General features: G+C 66.6%; 3 protein-coding genes. All 3 read left to right on the top strand.

Annotated elements, in window-relative coordinates; all coding sequences use genetic code 11:
• Window positions 1-179: 179 nt before the first annotated feature.
• A complete protein-coding gene (locus tag VW23_RS20995; RefSeq protein ID WP_141728417.1) occupies window positions 180-2045 on the top strand; it encodes a flagellar hook-length control protein FliK in 1866 nt (621 codons plus the stop codon).
• 9 nt (window positions 2046-2054) lie between these two features.
• Entirely contained in the window at window positions 2055-2750 is a 696-nt protein-coding gene (locus tag VW23_RS20990) for a flagellar hook assembly protein FlgD (protein ID WP_069911459.1), read from the top strand.
• Window positions 2751-3175: 425 nt separating this feature from the next.
• Window positions 3176-3454, top strand: a complete 279-nt coding sequence (gene sciP / locus VW23_RS20985) for a CtrA inhibitor SciP (RefSeq protein ID WP_055877479.1) — start codon at window positions 3176-3178, stop codon at window positions 3452-3454.
• Window positions 3455-3793: the final 339 nt, after the last annotated feature.

The following is a 3793-nucleotide window of genomic DNA, read 5'->3' as shown; positions in this document are numbered from 1 at the left end:
GGGTCAGCCCGCACCGGACCGGCGATCCCATCTCCACCCGGCAAATTCTGCCGCGGCCGGCGCAAACTGCCGTGACGCGATCCGCCTCGTCACCACCAACCCATTGAAATCACTCACCCCACCTTCCGGCACGCGCCTTGCATCGCTGTTACCGGAGCATTGTGTCTCGCGAGGCGTATGTGACGGTTACGGTCGGATTTGCAGCAGCGACGAACCCCGGTCTGGTGACCGGCGGCACCACGGCGACCACCGATGCGAGCGCGCCGGAGGGCCTGTTCGCCGCTTTGCTCGCCATGCTGGCGCCCGGACAAACGCCCGACGCTGCCGCGGCTGAGGCCACCGACAAGATCACTTCGACCGAGTTCGGCGCCCTGATCCAGACGCTGGCCGCCGAAGCCACATCGCCGGCAAAGCAACCCGGGGCCGCCGACGGCGAGCCCAAGGAAACTGCCGCCGCCGAGGACTCCTCGGAAACCAGCGCCATCGTCAACAAGCTCGACGACCTCTCAAAGACCCAGGGCAAGTCGCTGCTCAAGGATCTGGGCGACGCGCTGATCGCCCTCAACGACAGCGTCGAAGCCGGCCAACCGGTCGATCCGGCGCTCGAGAAGAAGCTCAACGAGGCCATCGACGCCCTCGCCATCTACCTGGGCGCCATCACCCCGCCGACCACCACCGTCGACCCGCGCATCAGCGCACTGGCCAGCGGCGACGGCATCATCCCGACCATGGTGGATGCGGCCCCACCAACCGCCGCCCCCGCGACGCCACCAGCGACCACTGCTCCCTCGACTGATGTCCCCGAGGTCGCCCCGGTCGCAGCTCAGCCCACGCCGCCCACGACCCAGGTGACGCCTGCCGCCACCCAGCCGGCGCCTGCCGCACCCGCTCCGGAACTGCCCGATACCTTTGCACGGCTGGTGGCGGACGCCGCCCCGGAGGCCGCTACTGCGCCTGAGACCAAGGCCCCCGAGGCCACGGCCGCCGAGACCCCTCCCGCCAGGGGCGCGACGACACTTGAGCAAGCCCCGCCGGCCCTGCGTCAGCTGGGCCTCACTATCGGCAAGCTCAGCGAAAAACTGGCTGCCCAGGACCCTGAACTGGCGAACAAGCTCACTGCGCTCGCCGCCTCTCTGCAGTCACCAACACTCCCGGAGAACCTCAAGGCCGCGCTCGGCCTCGACCAGGCGGCTACCGAGCGTGAGTTGAAGCGCATCGTCGAAGCGCTGGCGACGCCGAAAGCCGAGACGGCCAGGCCGGTCGAGGCCAAGCCGTTCACCGCGCCGACGCTCGAGCTGCCACAAGCCGTCATGACGCCGGCCAAGAAGGACGAGCCTGCCGCCGCCACAGTTGCTGCCGCGCCCGAGCCGATGCCGGCGCCAAAACTCGAGAGCAGCGAGCCCGAGATCGCCCGTCCGGTCGCCGCCGCGACCACCGCGAAAACCGAAAAGCCCGAAGCTGCCGACAGTAAGCCGGCGGCCGCCCCGGCGCCGGCCCCACAACCCCAATCCGCCGCGACCGACGCGGCGGCGGCCAGCACGCAGGCGACTCAGCCTCCTGCGGCGCCCGTCGCCCGCAGCATCCATGCCGCCTACCAGGCGCCGCTGCAGCAGGTGAACCTGCCGCAGGTGGCCTTCGAGGTGGTGCGGCAGTTCGAGGCCGGCAATACCCGCTTCCAGATCCGCCTCGATCCGCCCGAGCTCGGCCGCATCGACGTGAAGCTCGATGTCGACAAATCCGGCGCCGTCAATGCCCGGCTCACCGTCGAACGCCCCGAAACGCTCGACCTGATGCAGCGCGATCAGCGCGCCCTGCAGCAGGCGTTGCAGCAGGCCGGGCTTGATGGACAGAAAACCAACCTCGAATTCTCGCTGCGCCAAAATCCCTTCGCCCAGCAGGGCGGCACGGGCGACGGCCGCGGCGGCGACCCCAACTTCAGCGGCCGCGGTAACAGCTTCGCCGGCGGCGACGACGTTGGCGCGGAAACCGCCAGTACCACCTATCGCGGCACGGCTTCGGCCAGTGGCCTCAACCTATTCGTCTAGGAGTTCCAAATGGCCGTATCCGGTGTCAGCTCCAATCCCAACAGTGCCCTAACCGGCACGCGTCAGACCATCGCGCAGAACTTCGATACGTTCCTGCAGCTGTTGACGACGCAGCTGAAGAACCAGAATCCGCTCGATCCGCTCGACACCAACCAGTTCACCCAACAGCTGGTGCAGTTCACCGGCGTCGAGCAGCAGCTGAAGACCAACGAGTTCCTCGAGGCGATGATGACCTCGACCCAGACCGCCAACAACTCCCAGGCGGTGAGCTATGTCGGCAAGATCGTCACTGCCTCGGGCGTCAAGACGGAGCTGGTGAAGGGCGAGGCCAAATGGCACTTCGCCGTCGACAGTAAGGCCGACATCATCGCCACGGTGAAGGATGCGAACGGCAACGTCGTCTACACCAAGGCCGGCACGGTCGATAAGGGCGAGAGCGTCTTCACCTGGGACGGCATCGGCAATGACGGCCAGAAAAAGCCCGAAGGCACCTACTCGGTCAGCATCGAAGCCCGCGACACCGCCACCGGCAAGCTGGTCGGAGTGGCCACCGAAATGACCGGCGAAGTCACCGGCATCGACTTCTCCGGCTCCGAGCCCGTGCTGATCGTCGGCGGCGCCCGCGTCAACCTCTCCGCCATCCTCTCGGTACGCGCCAAGACGGCCGCAGATGAGACGCCGGCGGAAGAAGAGACCGCGGTTTAGCGAAAGCTGCTAGCAGACGGCCCCCTCCCATCCTCCCCCACAAGGGGGGAGGTGCCGCATCCAGCGTTTGGCACCATCGTGCCACAGCCCCGACTCTTCACCTCCCCCTTCATGGGGGAGGCCGGGAGGGGGCCGTCTGCTTCAGCTGACCTCCTGCCTCCCGCCCGTAGGGCGGATTCCGTCGTCGCCCGCGTAGCTTATTAGCCACACATCGCGGTAGCCGATCACGACAAATAGAGACACATTCCATGCAACTTGCGACGAAGCCTTGTCGCTGGAATCGGTCGTGCCTAGCTCATGCAACTGTTAATGACGAGACTTCCCGAAAGCCCCGGCTTTTAACGCATTTTAAGTAATGCCTTAGCCGAATTTTAAGTGCGATGGGCTACGGTTCGGGATGTGGTCAGGTTGAGTAAGTGAGTACAATGACCGTACAAATGCGTCCGCGTGTAAAGTACGTGATCGGCCCGGACGGAAGTCCGTTGACGATTGCGGATCTGCCTCCCAGGGACACCCGTCGCTGGGTTATCCGCCGCAAGGCTGAGGTTGTCGCCGCCGTTCGCGGTGGATTGTTGAGCCTCGAGGAAGCCTGTCAGCGTTACACGCTTTCCGTCGACGAATTCCTGAACTGGCAGGCCGCCATCGACAAGCATGGCCTTGCTGGTCTGCGCACGACCTGGATCCAGCACTACCGCGAAGGCTGAGCCCTCGCCGATGCTGACGACGAACCCGCCCGGGCACCTGAGGCGGGTTTTGTCGTTTGTGGCGGCATGGGCACGCACCCGGTGAGAAGCCGGTGCGGAAAGAGCACCCCCACCCCTGTCCCCTCCCCCCCCGGGCGAGGGCGACGCCATCACCACCGCCAGTGTTTTGGTCTCCTCCCCCCTCGCGGGGCACGGCCACGGTGCGGGGTACTCTTCCCGCACCCGCCTCGCCGTCGGCTGGTGCCACCTTAAGTCGCCGCGTCGCCCACCTCCTTCCGCCCCGCCTCCCTCCCCTTCACCCGCCGATCGCACTCTGTCACCGCCGTCCGCTCCGGCACC

It is taken from the genome of Devosia insulae DS-56 (assembly GCF_000970465.2).
Taxonomy (GTDB): Bacteria; Pseudomonadota; Alphaproteobacteria; order Rhizobiales; family Devosiaceae; genus Devosia_A; species Devosia_A insulae.
This window is presented reverse-complemented; position numbering and strand designations above follow the sequence as displayed.